At 61.2% G+C, this 14,851-nt stretch carries 13 protein-coding genes; 4 read left to right on the plus strand and 9 right to left on the minus strand.

What is annotated here, in order from left to right; translation table 11 throughout:
* Positions 1-4 precede the first annotated feature (4 nt).
* The 4 genes from ACEN83_RS25320 to ACEN83_RS25335 all read left to right on the plus strand — a co-directional run bounded on the left by ACEN83_RS25320 (position 5) and on the right by ACEN83_RS25335 (position 4,209).
* Positions 5-682 (plus strand): heavy metal response regulator transcription factor, encoded by a 678-nt coding sequence (locus ACEN83_RS25320; RefSeq protein ID WP_116581180.1) that lies wholly within the window; start codon positions 5-7, stop codon positions 680-682.
* Positions 672-2,036: a heavy metal sensor histidine kinase gene (locus ACEN83_RS25325; protein ID WP_495578743.1), complete on the plus strand. Its 1,365-nt coding sequence runs from the start codon at positions 672-674 to the stop codon at positions 2,034-2,036. The genes ACEN83_RS25320 and ACEN83_RS25325 overlap by 11 nt, the downstream gene beginning before the upstream one ends.
* A gap of 198 nt (positions 2,037-2,234) precedes the next feature.
* Positions 2,235-2,459 (plus strand): hypothetical protein, encoded by a 225-nt coding sequence (locus tag ACEN83_RS25330; RefSeq protein WP_116581245.1) that lies wholly within the window; start codon positions 2,235-2,237, stop codon positions 2,457-2,459.
* A 247-nt stretch (positions 2,460-2,706) separates the two neighbouring features.
* Positions 2,707-4,209 (plus strand): sensor domain-containing diguanylate cyclase, encoded by a 1,503-nt coding sequence (locus ACEN83_RS25335; RefSeq protein ID WP_495578744.1) that lies wholly within the window; start codon positions 2,707-2,709, stop codon positions 4,207-4,209.
* Positions 4,210-4,355: 146 nt separating this feature from the next.
* Here the strand turns inward: ACEN83_RS25335 and lpxC are convergent, their stop codons facing one another.
* From lpxC to murD, 9 genes are all read right to left on the minus strand, one after another.
* Positions 4,356-5,267, minus strand: coding sequence for a UDP-3-O-acyl-N-acetylglucosamine deacetylase (lpxC, locus tag ACEN83_RS25340; RefSeq protein WP_007939852.1), 912 nt, complete (start codon positions 5,265-5,267; stop codon positions 4,356-4,358).
* A gap of 112 nt (positions 5,268-5,379) precedes the next feature.
* Positions 5,380-6,573, minus strand: a complete 1,194-nt coding sequence (ftsZ, locus tag ACEN83_RS25345; protein WP_007972612.1) for a cell division protein FtsZ — start codon at positions 6,571-6,573, stop codon at positions 5,380-5,382.
* A gap of 73 nt (positions 6,574-6,646) precedes the next feature.
* Positions 6,647-7,906, minus strand: coding sequence for a cell division protein FtsA (gene ftsA / locus ACEN83_RS25350; RefSeq protein ID WP_007972611.1), 1,260 nt, complete (start codon positions 7,904-7,906; stop codon positions 6,647-6,649).
* A 15-nt stretch (positions 7,907-7,921) separates the two neighbouring features.
* Positions 7,922-8,788, minus strand: a complete 867-nt coding sequence (locus ACEN83_RS25355) for a cell division protein FtsQ/DivIB (RefSeq protein ID WP_104449356.1) — start codon at positions 8,786-8,788, stop codon at positions 7,922-7,924.
* A 4-nt stretch (positions 8,789-8,792) separates the two neighbouring features.
* Positions 8,793-9,776, minus strand: coding sequence for a D-alanine--D-alanine ligase (locus ACEN83_RS25360; protein WP_007972609.1), 984 nt, complete (start codon positions 9,774-9,776; stop codon positions 8,793-8,795).
* Positions 9,773-11,233, minus strand: a complete 1,461-nt coding sequence (murC, locus tag ACEN83_RS25365; RefSeq protein WP_057713364.1) for a UDP-N-acetylmuramate--L-alanine ligase — start codon at positions 11,231-11,233, stop codon at positions 9,773-9,775. Before murC ends, ACEN83_RS25360 begins: the two co-directional genes overlap by 4 nt.
* Positions 11,226-12,296 carry an undecaprenyldiphospho-muramoylpentapeptide beta-N-acetylglucosaminyltransferase gene (gene murG, locus ACEN83_RS25370; protein WP_046041926.1) on the minus strand — a complete coding sequence of 357 codons (1,071 nt, stop codon included), beginning with the start codon at positions 12,294-12,296 and terminating at the stop codon, positions 11,226-11,228. The genes murC and murG overlap by 8 nt, the downstream gene beginning before the upstream one ends.
* A complete protein-coding gene (ftsW, locus tag ACEN83_RS25375; RefSeq protein WP_495578745.1) occupies positions 12,286-13,503 on the minus strand; it encodes a putative lipid II flippase FtsW in 1,218 nt (405 codons plus the stop codon). The genes murG and ftsW overlap by 11 nt, the downstream gene beginning before the upstream one ends.
* Positions 13,500-14,846 (minus strand): UDP-N-acetylmuramoyl-L-alanine--D-glutamate ligase, encoded by a 1,347-nt coding sequence (gene murD / locus ACEN83_RS25380; protein WP_495578746.1) that lies wholly within the window; start codon positions 14,844-14,846, stop codon positions 13,500-13,502. The genes ftsW and murD overlap by 4 nt, the downstream gene beginning before the upstream one ends.
* Positions 14,847-14,851 lie beyond the last annotated feature (5 nt).

A 14,851-nucleotide genomic window follows, 5' to 3' on the forward strand; every position in this document is an offset into this window, starting at 1 on the left:
GGTCATGCGCGTCCTGATTATCGAAGACGAAGAAAAAACCGCGGACTATCTGCACCGCGGCCTGACGGAACAGGGTTACACCGTGGACCTGGCACGGGATGGGGTCGAAGGCCTGCATCTGGCGCTGGAGAGCGACTACGCGGTGATCGTCCTCGACGTGATGTTGCCGGGCCTCGACGGCTTTGGCGTGTTGCGCGCGTTGCGTGCACGCAAGCAGACCCCGGTGATCATGCTCACCGCCCGCGAGCGTGTGGAAGATCGCATCAGGGGCCTGCGCGACGGCGCCGATGATTACCTGGGTAAACCCTTTTCCTTCCTTGAGCTGGTGGCGCGCCTGCAAGCGCTGACCCGACGCAGCGGCGGTCACGAACCGGTGCAAGTGAGCATTGCCGACCTGTGGATAGATTTGATCAGCCGCAAGGCGACCCGCGCCGGCACACGGCTGGACCTGACCGCCAAGGAGTTCGCGCTGCTCAGCGTATTGGCCCGGCGCCAGGGTGAAATCCTCTCGAAAACCGCCATTGCCGAGATGGTCTGGGACATCAATTTCGACAGCGACGCCAACGTCGTCGAAGTCGCGATCAAACGCCTGCGGGCCAAGCTCGACGGCCCGTTCGAAGAGAAACTGCTGCACACCATTCGCGGCATGGGTTATGTGCTGGAGAGCCGCGGTGTCCAGTAACAGCATCGCCTTGCGCCTGAGCGGGATGTTCACGCTGGTGGCGCTGCTGGTGTTCCTGTTGATCGGCTGGGCCTTGTACCAGCAGGTCGACAAAGGCCTGGGCCTGTTGCCCGAAGCCGAGCTGGACGCGCGCTACAGCGTGCTCGAATCCACGGTCGGCCGTTACGGCACGCCTGAGCATTGGGTAAAGATCAACAACAAGCTCAACCTGCTGAGCGAAGAAGACAAGCGCATCAACTTCTGGATCATCAGCGGCGATCCCCATTACGAATACGGCAACCTGACCCCGCAGATCCGCACCTTTGCCCAAGGGCCACTGGGCATGCGCGACATGCATCTGCCGGATCACCCCTATCCGCTGAAAGTGCTGGTCAGCGAGTTCCCGGCCAAGGACCAGCGCCCACCACTGCGCTTCATGATCGCCATCGACACCGAGACGTTTTTCCAGACCCAGCATCAACTGTTGATTGCCCTGATCAGCCTGGCGATTGTCGGCGTGCTGCTGGCCTCGGCACTCGGTTACTGGGTGGCGCGGATCGGCCTCAAGCCGCTGATCAAACTGTCCCAGGAAGCCCAGCGGCTGGCCCCGCCGTTGCGCTCGGGGCGCTTGCGAATGTCACCGTTGCCGCCGGAACTCGATCAGTTCGTCAGCTCGTTCAACTCGACTCTGGAACGGGTCGAGCAGGCTTACTCGCGCCTTGAATCGTTCAATGCCGACGTCGCCCATGAACTGCGCTCGCCACTGACCAACCTGATCGGCCAGACCCAGGTCGCCTTGACCCGCGGACGCTCCGCCGAGCATTACTTCGAAGTGCTGCAATCGAATCTCGAAGAGCTAGAGCGACTGCGTTCGATCATCAACGACATGCTGTTCCTGGCCAGTGCCGATCAGGGCAGCAAGGCAACCAGACTGACGTCCACGTCGCTGGCCGATGAGGTGGCCACGACCCTGGAATACCTGGACTTCATTCTCGAGGACGCCCAGGTCCAGGTAGAGGTCAGTGGTGACGCGCAAGTGAGCATCGAGATCGCCCATCTGCGCCGGGCGTTGATCAATCTGCTGAACAACGCGGTGCAGCACACCGCGCCCGGTCAGGTGATTGAAGTGCACATTGAAACCGCCGAACATCAGGTCAGCATCGGCGTCGCCAACCCCGGCTCACCGATTGCCCGTGAACACCTGCCACGACTGTTCGAGCGTTTCTACCGGGTCGATGCCTCGCGCAGCAACAGCGGCCACAACCATGGCCTTGGGCTGGCCATCGTCAAGGCGATTGCGTTGATGCATGGCGGCAATGTGTTCGTGCGCAGTGACCATGGGATGAATACGTTCGGGATTCATCTTCCTGTCTGATGGGCCACAAAAGTCAAAAGATCGCAGCCTGCGGCAGCTCCTACATTGGAATGCATTCCCCCTGCAGGAGCTGCCGCAGGCTGCGATCTTTGCTCTTGCTGTAACAGTCCTTTCATGAATCCGCTCTTTTTCCCTTCGCCCAAGATCCTTATCTTTGCCCGCACCAAACAGCACTTGCCAAGCAAGAAGGTTTTAAAGATGTCCAACAGTATGGGTATTGCCAGCGCTTTCGTTTTGTCCTCTTTGTTCCTGTCGCCATTAGCGATGGCGGAAGAATCGCAGACTTTCGTCGCACATAACGCCGCACGCGCTGCAGCGTTCCAAGAGCATCAGATCGAGATGACGGCCAAGGCTGCGCAAGACACCCAAGCCCCGCAAGCCTCGACCACACAGGCGCTGCCACAGGTCGAAAAGGACAGCTGATCTGCACCGCTTGCTCCTGCTTCCCACGACACTTTTCATCGGCTCTTCCCTTTGAAAGGTTGTCTGCAAAGCCGCTGCTTTCAGCGGCTTTTTTTATCGCGGCGAGTCAACTTTCATTGCAATTTTCGCAATGACAAACGCTGACGCCCACATCATTGATCAATCGTTATAGCAACAAGCACGATTCCCCCGGCTGCGACGCTAATGCAACTACGCTTACAGCGTCCCTTTAGCAGACGTCAGCCCTATGACCGCAAGCCGAACCCCACATTTTCAAGGCCCGTCCGGGCGACCCGAGATCATGGTGATCTTTGGCAGCACCCTGACGGTCATCTCGATCCTGTGCATCGTCACTTTTCTGCTGATCCGCGAACACGCCAACGCCCAGCAGACCGCCACACGCAGCGCGACCACCATTGCGCAACTGATCGATGCCGATGTCCTGCGTACGGTCGAGCTTTATGACCTGACCTTGCAGGGCCTGATCGCCGCCGCCCAACGGGACGACCTGAAACAGGTTTCGCCGCAGATTCGTCATCTGGCGCTGTTCGACCGCTCCACCACCGCGCGCTACAAGGGCGACATCCTGCTGCTGGACAAGCACGGCGACGTGCTGGCCGACTCATCGTTGATCGAACCGAAACCGGGTAACTTCGCTGACCGCGATTATTTCCTGGCCCATGTCTTCAATCGTGACACCGGCATGTTTATCAGCCGACCGTTCAAGCCGCGCTGCGACTGCGATGACAGCGACCAATGGCGCATCAGTTTCAGCCGGCGCATTTCCTCGCCCACGGGTGAGTTTCTGGGGGTCGCGGTCGCCTCGATGCGCATGAGCTACTTCGATCAGTTGTTCAACAGCCTCGACATCGGCACCGGCAGCACCCTGGGCATCATCGACAATGACGGGATCCTCCTGGCGCAGAAGCCGTACCGGGAACCCAACTCCATCGGCAAAAGCTTCTCCAGCCGCCCCAACGTCGTACGCATGCTGCAGGAGCGCAATGGCACCTTTGAAAGTGTGTCGAGTGTCGACCATCAACGGCGCTTGTACACCTTTACCCGGGTCGGCAACCTGCCGCTGACTGTCATCGTGGCGCTTTCGGTGGATGAGGTGTTCGCCACCTGGAACCGTACGGCCTATGTGATCAGCGGTGCTACCGGGGTTCTGTGCATCGGTTTGCTGTGGTTGACCTGGCTGCTCTGCCGCGAGTTGCGCCTGCGCCAGAGTGCCGAGCAGGAATTGTCGCAACTGGCAGCCACCGATGCCTTGACCGGCGTGGCCAACCGCCGATCCCTTGATCAGACCCTGCGCCATGAATGGTTTCGCGCGCAGCGCAGTGGCAAGCCATTGTCGTTGCTGATGATCGATGCCGATCACTTCAAGGCCTTCAATGACCGGCACGGACATCAGGCCGGCGACGAAGCGTTACGGGCATTGGCCGAAGTCATCAGCGCCAATGTCCACCGCCCCACCGACCTGGTGGCGCGCTACGGGGGCGAAGAGTTTTCGGTGATCCTGGCCGAAACAGGCAGTGACGGTGCACGGCAGATTGCCGAACATATTCGTGAGGCGGTGCAAAAACTGCCACTGGTCGACGCCGGTGAGCAACCGATGAGCGTGAGTATCGGCATCGCCACCTGGACGGCGGCCAGCGAAATCACCCTGGAACAGTTGCTGTTCAGCGCGGACAAGGCGCTGTATCAGGCCAAGGAGAGGGGGCGTAACCGGGTCGTATGTGCGGCCTGAAAACAGATCGCAGCCTGCGGCAGCTCCTACATTTGCAATGCATTTCCCTGTAGGAGCTGCCGCAGGCTGCGATCTTTGCACTTTTCGGCCGGCATAAAAAAAGGCCACCCGAAGGTAGCCTTTAAAAAACTAGAGAGGTTTTTTGCTTACACGGCCGCAACCGGGCGCATGTAAGAGATCGGTGCAGTGCTGGCGTCTTCGAACGTCACGACTTCCCAGGCATCTGTCTGCTCAATCAACTTGCGCAGCAGCTGGTTGTTCAGTGCGTGGCCAGACTTGAAGCCCTTGAACTCACCAATCAGGCTATTGCCCAGCAGGTAGAGGTCACCAATTGCATCGAGGATCTTGTGCTTCACGAATTCGTCTTCATAACGAAGACCGTCTTCGTTCAGTACGCCATCGGCGTCGACCACAATAGCGTTTTCCACACTGCCGCCGAGTGCGAGGTTGTGCTTGCGCAGGTACTCGATGTCACTCATGAAACCAAAGGTACGGGCGCGGCTGACTTCTTTTACGAACGAAGTGCTGGAAAAATCCACGCTTGCACTTTGGGTGCGGTCACGGAAAACCGGGTGATCGAAATCGATCTCGAAGCTCACTTTGAACCCTTCGAAAGGGACGAAAGTAGCGCGCTTGTCGCCATCTTCCACTGTCACTTCACGCAGGATGCGGATGAACTTCTTGGCGGCGTCCTGTTCTTCCAGGCCAGCCGATTGAATCAGGAATACGAAAGGTCCGGCGCTACCATCCATGATCGGGACTTCGGACGCGGAGAGCTCGACGTAGGCGTTATCGATGCCCAGGCCTGCCATGGCCGAGAGCAAGTGCTCTACCGTGTCCACTTTGACGTCACCGTTAACGAGCGTGGTCGACATAGTGGTTTCACCGACGTTTTCCGCGCGGGCAGGAATCTGCACCACGGGATCGAGGTCGGCGCGACAAAACACAATGCCGGTGTCGACAGGCGCTGGCTTGAGGGTCAGATAGACCTTCTCCCCGGAGTGCAGGCCGACACCTGTGGCACGGATAATATTCTTCAGGGTGCGTTGTTTAATCATGGCATGGGCCGCTTCAGCGCAAATTGCGAACTGGTATCAACAAAGGCTGGCGATGATAGCAGACCACGCCTTTGCTGAACACCAATCACCTTCATAGCCCTGATACATTTCATCAATCGGCCTGACGACGCAGGAAAGCCGGGATGTCCAGGTAGTCCAGGTCATCTTGCGGATTCATCTTCGCGGCAGTCGCAGCACCGGCCTGGGCCTGGTTGCGCATGACGGTCGGACGGTCCAGGTCACGGTAGTTCACCGCTGGAGCTTCCTGACGAACAGGGGCCTGTTGTTGTGGCTGTGCAGCCATCGAAGTGTGAACGGTATTGTCGATGACCTTCACAGGCTTCTCGATTTTAGCGCCCAGGCCGGTTGCAACGACAGTCACGTGCAGCTCGTCGCGCATGTCCGGATCGATAACGGTACCGACCTTGACCATCGCGTGCTCGGAAGCAAACGCCTCGATGATGCTACCCACGTCGGAGTATTCGCCCAGGGACAGATCCGGACCGGCGGTGATGTTTACCAGGATGCCGCGAGCGCCTTGCAGGTTCACGTCTTCCAGCAGCGGGTTGCGAATGGCCGCTTCGGTGGCCTCGCGTGCACGGTTCGGACCGCTGGCGCAGCCAGTGCCCATCATCGCCATGCCCATTTCGCTCATCACGGTACGCACGTCGGCGAAGTCGACGTTGATCATGCCCGGACGCTTGATGATGTCGGAGATACCGCGAACGGCACCGGCCAGTACATCGTCAGCCTTGGCGAAAGCCGACAGCAGGCTGGCGTCTTTACCGAGGATGGTCAGCAGCTTCTCGTTGGGAATGGTGATCAACGAGTCGACGCTTTCGGAGAGCATGCGGATGCCTTCGTCGGCGATCTGCATACGCTTGCGGCCTTCGAACGGGAACGGACGGGTCACCACCGCAACGGTGAGGATGCCCATTTCCTTGGCCACTTCGGCGATGATCGGCGCAGCACCGGTACCGGTACCGCCGCCCATGCCAGTGGTGATGAACACCATGTTGGTGCCCTGCAGGACTTCGGCAATGCGCTCACGGTCTTCCAGAGCGGCTTGACGGCCGACTTCAGGGTTGGCGCCAGCGCCCAGGCCCTTGGTCACACCGGTGCCCAGTTGCAGGATGGTACGCGCGCCGATGTTTTTCAGCGCTTGAGCATCGGTGTTGGCGCAGATGAACTCGACGCCTTCGATGTTGCTCTTGACCATGTGGTTGACAGCGTTGCCGCCGCCACCGCCGACACCGATAACTTTGATTACCGGGCTTGCGGGGATGTTGTCTACGAGTTCGAACATTTTCCCTCTCCTTTACATTCTCTAGTTTTTTCGCCTACTGCGTGCTTCGGTGTAACGGTGTTGCGGTAAATCGTCAGAAATTGCCCTGGACCCACTTTTTCAGGCGGTCCAGCAGCGGAGCCTGTGGCTCTTCGTTGCTGTAGCTGTCGCGGCTGCCGATGCCCGAGAACGAGATGCCGTCGGACTGCTTCTGCAGGCCGTACATCAACAGGCCGACGCCGGTGGAATAGATCGGGTTGCGGACCACGTCATCCAGACCTTTCACGCCATGCGGCACGCCCAGGCGCACCGGCATGTGGAAGATCTCCTCGGCCAGTTCAGTGGCACCTTCCATCTTCGCGGTACCGCCGGTCAGCACGATGCCGGCCGGGATCAGGTCTTCGTAGCCGCTGCGGCGCAGTTCGGCCTGGATCAGCGTGAACAGTTCGTCGTAGCGCGGTTCAACCACTTCGGCCAGGGCCTGGCGGGACAGTTCGCGTGGCGGACGGTCGCCAACGCTTGGCACCTTGATGGTTTCACCGGCACCGGCCAGCTTGGCCAGGGCGCAGGCGTAGCGAATCTTGATTTCTTCGGCGTACTGGGTCGGAGTGCGCAACGCCATGGCGATGTCGTTGGTCACCTGGTCGCCGGCAATCGGGATGACGGCGGTGTGACGGATCGCACCTTCGGTGAAGATCGCGATGTCGGTGGTACCGCCACCGATGTCCACCAGGCACACGCCCAGCTCTTTCTCGTCATCGGTCAGTACCGAATACGCGGAAGCCAGTTGCTCGAGAATGATGTCGTCGATTTCCAGGCCGCAGCGACGCACGCATTTTTCAATGTTCTGTGCGGCATTGACGGCGCAGGTGACCACGTGGACCTTGGCTTCCAGACGCACGCCGGACATGCCCAGCGGCTCGCGGACGCCTTCCTGGTTATCGATCACGTAGTCTTGCGGCAAGGTGTGCAGCACACGCTGGTCAGCCGGGATCGCCACGGCCTGGGCAGCGTCGAGCACGCGCTCGAGGTCGGCCGAGCTGACTTCGCGATCACGAATCGCCACGATGCCGTGGGAGTTCAGGCTGCGGATGTGATTGCCGGCCACGCCGACGAATGCCGAATGAATGCGGCAACCGGCCATCAGCTGCGCTTCTTCGATGGCGCGCTGGATCGATTGCACGGTGGATTCGATATTCACCACCACGCCTTTTTTCAGGCCACGGGACGGATGGGTACCGATCCCGACGATTTCCAGCGTGCCGTCGTCCGCGACCTCGCCTACCAGCGCCACCACCTTGGAGGTGCCGATATCGAGACCGACGATCATTTTGCCGCTTTGCACGTTTGCCATGGGTCCTGCCTCTTCTTAATTCTTCGCGACAGCGGGTTGGGCTGCCGTGGGCGCTACAGGTTCCCGCCAGCCAACAGCGAGGCCGTTGGCGTAGCGCAGATCGATGCGCGCAATGTTCGTAATCTGTTCTTTGAGCGTCTTGTCATAGATGGCGATGAAGCGGCGCATCTTTTCCACCAGGTTGCCGCGTCCGAGCAGCAGTTCGATCCCCGGGCCGGCACTGCCGGGTCCGGTGGTCAGGAACCAGCTGCCGCGTTCACGCAACTCCAGGCGCGCAATCGAGAAGCCCAGAGGCCGGAGCATCTGACTCAACACCTGGTACTGCTGCATCACCTGCTGCTGGGCCCGCTGTGGGCCGAACAGTTGAGGCAAGTGTTCGTAGTTCGCCAGTTCGCGCGGGGTGAAGGCCTGGCCCTGGTTGTTCAACAGCGACTCGTCGCCCCAACGGGCCACCGGCAGTTGTTCTTCCAGGCGGATAACCACTTGATCCGGCCACACCCTGCGCACTTCGGCGTGGGCAATCCATGGCATCGTTTCAAGCTCGGTGCGCATGCTCTCCAGGTCGATGGTGAAGAAGCTCGACGCCACGTACGGGGCGATCCGCTGCTGCACCGCTTGCTGGCTGATGTAACTCAGGTCGCCCTGCACGTTGATCTTGGTGATCGGCCGGTCGGCATACGGCAACAAGCGTGTCGCGCCTTCGTAAGTACCGAACCCCAAGGCCACCAGCAGCACCGGCCAGAACAACGCTTTGAGAAAACCGAAGTTGGCTTTCGGCAGGCGCGCGGACATCGGCTCTTTGGCCACCATTCGGCTGGCACCCCGTGGCACCGGCTTGCGGCCGGGTGCGGGAGGCTGATGTCTGAGCTGAGCGCCTTGCATGGCCTTAACCTCTCGTCGACTCTTGATGACCGGCAGCATTGCCGGCAACGCTCTCGGCCAGAATGGCCAGGACCAGTTGCTGGAAATCCAGACCGGCGGCACGGGCCGCCATCGGCACCAGGCTGTGATCGGTCATGCCCGGTGCGGTGTTGACTTCCAGGAACCAGAACTGCCCTTCGGCGTCCTGCATCACGTCTGCCCTGCCCCAACCGGCGATACCCAGCGCTTCACAGGCTTTCGCCGTGAGTTCCATGAGTTCCTGTTCCTTGACGCTGTCCAGACCGCACGGAATGCGGTACTGGGTATCGTTGGCGATGTACTTGGCGTCGTAGTCGTAGAAGCTGTGCGTCGTGCCCAGGGCAATCGGAGGCAACACCTGGTCACGCAGGGTGGCGATGGTGAACTCCGGACCGTGAATCCATTGCTCGACCAACACTTGCGAATCGTAGGTACTGGCCGCTTTCCATGCGTCGATCAATTCGGACGCGGAACTCACTTTGGCCATACCGATACTTGAACCTTCATGGGCCGGTTTGACGATCAAAGGGAAGCCCAGTTCCGTCGCTGCCGAAATACAATCGGCCTCGCTGCAAAGGACTGCGTGACGTGGCGTCGGAATGCCCAGGCTGTGCCAGACCTGCTTGGTGCGCAGTTTGTCCATCGCCAGGGCCGACGCCAGGATGCCGCTGCCGGTGTACGGAATGCCCAGGCATTCGAGCAAGCCCTGCATGCTGCCGTCTTCACCGCCACGACCGTGAAGGATGATGAAGGCGCGGTCGATCTTTTCGCTCTGCAGACGCTGCAGCAGGTCATCGCCCACGTCGAGACCGAACGCGTCGACACCGGCGCTTAGCAACGCGTCGAGAACCGCGTTGCCCGACTTCAGGGACACCTCGCGCTCGGCACTCTTGCCGCCGAACAGCACGGCGACGCGGCCGAAGTCTTTCGGCGCGATCGTGGAGAACAGGTTGGCGTAGGCAGCAGTCATTTCAACTTCCCCTTCTCCGGTGCGGCAACGGCACCGGCGAACAACTCGCTTTTCAACAGTTTTGGTGCGAGACCGCCAATATCACCGGCGCCCTGGCACAGCAGGATGTCGCCGGCACGCAGCAGCGGCTTGACCACTGGTGCGAGGTCGACACCACGCTCGATGTAGATCGGGTCGAGCTGGCCACGCTGACGGATGCTGTTGCACAGTTTGCGGCTGTCGGCTCCCGGAATCGGCTCTTCGCCGGCCGGATAGACTTCCATCAGCAGCAGCACGTTGGCGTCGGCCAGTACATTGACGAAATCGTCGTACAGGTCACGGGTGCGGCTGTAGCGGTGCGGCTGGTAGACCATCACCAGGCGGCGCTCCGGCCAGCCACCGCGTACGGCCTTGATCACGGCCGCGACTTCGGTCGGGTGGTGACCGTAGTCGTCGACCAGCATCACATTGCCGCCGTCCACCGGCAGTTCGCCGTAGACCTGGAAGCGTCGGCCGACACCCTGGAAGCCGGACAGGCCCTGGACGATGGCTTCATCGCTGACGCCTTCGTCGGTGGCGATGCAAATGGTTGCCAGCGAGTTCAATACGTTGTGGTTGCCCGGCATGTTCACCGACACATCCAGCGGCTCGCGGTCAGGGCGCAGCACGGTGAAGAAAGTCTGCATGCCTTGCTGGCGCACGTTGATGGCGCGCACGTCGCAGTCTTCGCCGAAGCCGTAGGTCACGGTCGGACGTTTGACCTGCGGGAGGATTTCACGCACCACCGGATCGTCCAGGCACACCACCGCCAGACCGTAGAACGGCAGGTTGTGCAGGAACTCGACGAAGGTTTTCTTCAGCTTGTTGAAGTCACCGTCGTAGGTCGCCATGTGGTCGGCGTCGATATTGGTGACCACGGCCACCAGCGGCTGCAGGTGCAGGAAGCTGGCGTCGCTTTCGTCGGCCTCGGCGATCAGGTAGCGGCTGGTGCCAAGCTGGGCATTGGTGCCCGCGGCATTCAGGCGGCCACCGATGACGAACGTCGGGTCCAGGCCACCGGCCGCGAACACCGAGGCGATCAGGCTGGTGGTAGTGGTTTTGCCGTGGGTACCGGCAACGGCGATACCGTGGCGATAACGCATCAGCTCAGCCAGCATCTCGGCACGCGGCACCACCGGAATTCGGCGTTCCAGCGCGGTTGCGACTTCCGGGTTGGAGGTGTTCACGGCACTGGACACCACCAGCACGTCGGCGGCAGCGGCGTTCTCGGCACGGTGGCCGATGAAGATCTGCGCGCCGAAGGACTCCAGGCGTTCGGTGACCGGCGAAGCCTTCAGGTCTGAACCGGATACGGCATATCCCAGGTTCAGCAACACTTCGGCGATCCCGCACATGCCCACACCGCCGATACCGACGAAGTGGATGCGACGGATGCGGCGCATTTCCGGTTGTGGCATGGCTTTCTGACTCTCAACCATGGGCCACCTCCAGGCAGCTATCGACGACGTTACGGGTGGCATCGGGTTTGGCGAGGCGGCGTGCCGCGGTAGCCATTTCGTTGAGTCGTTGTGGTTGCATCAGGACCTCTGTCAGGCGTGCGGCAAGATCCGCTGCGCCAGTCGTTCTTTGCGGCATCAGGAAGGCTGCGCCTTCACGGGCCAAATATTCGGCGTTGCGGGTCTGGTGATCGTCGATGGCGTGGGGCAAAGGCACCAGCATCGAGGGCAGACCGGCGGCGGCCAGTTCACTGATGGTCAGCGCGCCTGCGCGACAGACCACCAGGTCGGCCCAGCTGTAGGCTTGGGCCATGTCTTTGATGAAGGGCTGCACCTGCGCCTCGACGCCAGCCGCGCGATAGCGCTCTGCAGTCACTTCATCGTGGTTTTTGCCGGCCTGATGGAACACTTCCGGGCGCAAATCGGCAGCGACTTGCGACAGGGCTTCAGGCAGCAACTTGTTCAACGGTTCTGCGCCCAGGCTTCCGCCCAGGATCAGCAAACGCGCCTTGCGACCGGCCAGGGCAGGTCGCGATGTCTCGAGGAACAGCTCGGTGCGCACCGGATTACCGGTGGTCCGGCGGCTGTCCGACAGGGTAAAGGTGTCGGGGAACGCTTCACAGACTCGGGCGGCCAACGGCACCAGCAACCGATTGGCGGTACCGGCCACGGCGTTCTGCTCGTGAACGATCACCGGCACGCCGGCCAGTTTGGCTGCGACACCGCCAGGGCCGGTCACAAAGCCACCAAAGCCCACGACGCAGACCGGTTGCAGACGGCGAATGATCGCCCGTGCCTGCCAGACCGACTTGAACAACATGAACGGTGCCTTGAGCAGCGACAGCTTGCCCTTGCCCCGCAGACCGCTGGCGTTGATCCGGTGCAGCTCGATACCGGCGGCTGGCACCAGATCGTTCTCGATGCCACGCGGGGTGCCAAGCCAGTGCACGGTATAGCCGCGCGCCTGGAATTCGCGGGCACAGGCCAGCGCCGGGAACACGTGGCCACCGGTGCCGCCGGCCATGATCATCACGTTAGCGCCCATGGTGCGGCTCCTCGGCGAAGTCGCTCTCATGGAACTCCATCTCCTCGCTGCCCAGGTGGGTACGACTCTCCCACTCGATGCGCAGCAACAAGCCTAGACAGGCGCAGCAGATCACCAATGAACTGCCGCCGTAACTGAGGAACGGCAGGGTCAGGCCCTTGGTCGGCAACAGGCCGACGTTCACGCCGATGTTGATCAGAAACTGGCCGATCCACAGGAACGACAGACCGTAGGCAACATAGGCGGCGAAGAACTGCTTGGCCTTCTCGGCCCACAATCCGATGTACATACCGCGAATACACACGAAGACGAACAGTGCCACGGTGCACAGCGAACCCACCGCCCCCAGCTCTTCGGCCAAGACCGAGAACACGAAGTCAGTGTGGGCTTCCGGCAGGTAGAACTGTTTCTGCACGCTGTTGCCCAGGCCGACACCGAGCCATTCACCGCGTCCGAAAGCGATCAATGCCTGGGACAACTGATAACCGGCACCGAACTGGTCGGCCCACGGATCGGCGAAGTTCGTCAGGCGCGCCATCCGATACGGCTGCATTTGAATCAACAGCACCACTGCGCCGACAGCCAGCACCACCATCAGGGAAAAACGGAACAATCCGACGCCGCCAAGGAACAGCATCGCCGCCGCGGCCCCCATCATCACGACGGTGGCTCCGAAGTCCGGCTCCATCAGCAGCAGGCCCGCCATCGGCAGCAGTACGATGAATGGCTTGAAGAAGCCCATCCAGCTTTCGCGCACTTCTTTCTGGCGGCGCACCAGGTAACCGGCGAGGTAGATCACCACGAACACCTTGGCGATCTCGGAAGGCTGGACGTTGAAGAAACTGAAGCCGATCCAGCGCATCGAGCCGTTAACTTCACGGCCGATCCCTGGAATGATCACCATCACCAGCAAGCCGAACGCCCCCAGCAGCATCAGCCAGCCCAGGCGTTGCCAGGTGGCGATCGGGATCATCATGGTAACGATGCAGGCACCCAGGCCGAGCACCACGTAAACAAGGTGGCGGATCATGTAATACAGGGCGCTGCCCGACTGCACGGCCGCCACTTCGGTCGATGCCGAGGCAATCATGATCAGTCCCAGGCCGAGCAGCGTCAGGCAACCGGCGAGCATCGGGAAGTCGAGGTCGATACCGCGCCCGGTGATGAGCGGCGACGGATAAGGCTTGATGATGCCTTTGAGGCTCATGCCAGATCCTCCACGGCTTGGACGAACTGGTGACCACGGTCTTCGTAGTTCTTGAACATGTCGAAGCTGGCGCAGGCTGGCGATAGCAGCACCACGTCGCCCGGCTGGGCGGCGGCGCGGCATTGTTCGACGGCTTCGACCAGGGAAGCGACGCGGATCAGCGGAACGGCGTCGCCAATGGCCTCGCCGATCTTGTCGGAGTCTCGGCCCATCAGCACCACGGCGCGGCAGTTGGCCGCCACCGGATCGCGCAGGTCCTTGAACTCGGCCCCCTTGCCGTCACCGCCGGCGATCAGCACGACCTTGCCGTCGATGTCCGCGCCCAGGCCTTCGATGGCCGCCAGTGCAGCACCGACGTTGGTGGCCTTGGAATCGTTGTAGTAGCCCACGCCGTCGAGGTCGCGGACCCATTGGCAGCGATGCTCGAGACCGGCGAAGGTGCGCAGGCTCGACAACATCGCATCGAACGGCAAGCCGACCGCATGACCCAGGGCCAGGGCCGCCAAGGCGTTGGACTGGTTGTGGGCACCACGAATCTTCAATTCGCGCACCGGCATCAGGTTCTGGAATTCGAAGGCCAGGTATTTCTCACCGTCTTCTTCACGGATGCCGAAGGCTTTGAAATCCGGTTTGCTCAGGCCGAAGGTCCAGCACGGCTGGCCCTCGCCGATCAACGGACGGCTCAGGGCATCCTGGCGATTGACCACGAACTGCCGGGCACCACGGAAGATACGGTGCTTGGCCAGGTGATAGGCCGGCAGACCGCTGTAACGGTCCATGTGGTCTTCGCTGACGTTGAGCACGGTCGCCACTTCGGCGTTGAGTTGATCGGTGGTTTCCAGCTGGAAACTCGACAATTCCATCACGTACAGCTCGACGTCGTCGCGCAACAGGTCCAACGCCGGTGTACCGAGATTGCCGCCGACGGCCACACGCTTGCCCGCCGCCGCCGCCATTTCGCCGACCAGGGTGGTGACGGTGCTTTTCGCGTTGGAACCGCTGATGGCCACGATCGGCGCCTTCGCGTTACGCGCGAACAGCTCGATGTCACCGGACAATTTCACGCCACGTGCGGCGGCGGCCTGCAGGGCCGGGGTCGCCAGCGCCAGGCCGGGGCTCACGTAGAGTTCGTCGGCGCGGCACAGGAAATCGACGTCCAGCTCGCCACAACGCACTTCCACGTGCGGATAGTCACGCTTGAGCGTGGCCAGTTCCGGTGGGTTTTCCCGCGTATCGGCCACGGCAAACGCCACGCCCCGGTTCGCCAGGAAGCGAACCAGGGACATGCCGCTCTTGCCGAGGCCGACAACGATGCGGAAGTGGTCAGAAGCGATCAGAGACACGAGTT

This window comes from Pseudomonas sp. Pseusp49 (genome assembly GCF_059491875.1).

Excerpts from the sequence above, each read along its gene's own strand:
- ACEN83_RS25320 (WP_116581180.1), top strand. The coding sequence starts at position 5 with ATGCGCGTCCTGATTATCGAAGACGAAGAAAAAACCGCGGACTATCTG.
- ACEN83_RS25330 (WP_116581245.1), top strand. The coding sequence starts at position 2,235 with ATGTCCAACAGTATGGGTATTGCCAGCGCTTTCGTTTTGTCCTCTTTG.
- ACEN83_RS25335 (WP_495578744.1), top strand. The coding sequence starts at position 2,707 with ATGACCGCAAGCCGAACCCCACATTTTCAAGGCCCGTCCGGGCGACCC.
- lpxC (WP_007939852.1), bottom strand. The coding sequence starts at position 5,267 with ATGATTAAACAACGCACCCTGAAGAATATTATCCGTGCCACAGGTGTC.
- ftsZ (WP_007972612.1), bottom strand. The coding sequence starts at position 6,573 with ATGTTCGAACTCGTAGACAACATCCCCGCAAGCCCGGTAATCAAAGTT.
- ftsA (WP_007972611.1), bottom strand. The coding sequence starts at position 7,906 with ATGGCAAACGTGCAAAGCGGCAAAATGATCGTCGGTCTCGATATCGGC.
- ACEN83_RS25355 (WP_104449356.1), bottom strand. The coding sequence starts at position 8,788 with ATGCAAGGCGCTCAGCTCAGACATCAGCCTCCCGCACCCGGCCGCAAG.
- ACEN83_RS25360 (WP_007972609.1), bottom strand. The coding sequence starts at position 9,776 with ATGACTGCTGCCTACGCCAACCTGTTCTCCACGATCGCGCCGAAAGAC.
- murC (WP_057713364.1), bottom strand. The coding sequence starts at position 11,233 with ATGGTTGAGAGTCAGAAAGCCATGCCACAACCGGAAATGCGCCGCATC.
- murG (WP_046041926.1), bottom strand. The coding sequence starts at position 12,296 with ATGGGCGCTAACGTGATGATCATGGCCGGCGGCACCGGTGGCCACGTG.
- ftsW (WP_495578745.1), bottom strand. The coding sequence starts at position 13,503 with ATGAGCCTCAAAGGCATCATCAAGCCTTATCCGTCGCCGCTCATCACC.